The following is a 572-nucleotide window of genomic DNA, read 5'->3' as shown; positions in this document are numbered from 1 at the left end:
AAGCAGGAATCCAAGGCGGTTTCCATAGCAAAACCTAGCCAGCACAGCCGGTCACACAATGTAGCTATTTCTGACGAGGCGAAAGCCAGCCCAGTACAGGCCATTCAATTACTCAAAGATACTGACCTGAGTTCGTCGAAGATTAAAAAGCGGCTGGCAGAAGACCCCGAAGCATTATCCGTATTTACTCAGAAATTTATGGAGCAGTGTGATCCGACTTGGGAGTTTCAGGGCGATGAAGAGAAGGCCATGACTGCGCTGACTTATTCCGCTGGGAACAGTGATGCCAATGGCTATTTTGCGGCAAGACAGAAGGCCACAAAAGCACTGGCCAAGATGGTGGAGCCAATGACCGAAGATGAAACTCAAGCCATGATTGAGCGTAATAGGCAGCGTATGAATGCGGCTGACCCTAATACCCCTGATAACGTCGAGGCACGTAAACAGGCTGAGGAAGTATTTAATCAGGAAATGGCCCATGCCACAGCTCGCCGTAATGACCGGCTACGTGCTACAGGTGTCATGTTGCGTGGTGATGCGAAGCGGGTCAGTGGTGAAATCGTTGCGCCACA

1 protein-coding gene is annotated in these 572 nt (G+C 50.5%); it reads left to right on the top strand.

The genetic code is table 11. The features are described from left to right. Positions 1–572: hypothetical protein (locus tag AEP37_RS26855; RefSeq protein ID WP_049615691.1), on the top strand; the 572-nt coding region annotated here is incomplete at both ends.

It is taken from the genome of Yersinia pekkanenii (assembly GCF_001152565.1).
GTDB lineage: Bacteria > Pseudomonadota > Gammaproteobacteria > Enterobacterales > Enterobacteriaceae > Yersinia > Yersinia pekkanenii.
The sequence above is the reverse complement of the archived record's forward strand: the minus strand, read 5'-3'. Positions and strand labels throughout refer to the sequence as shown.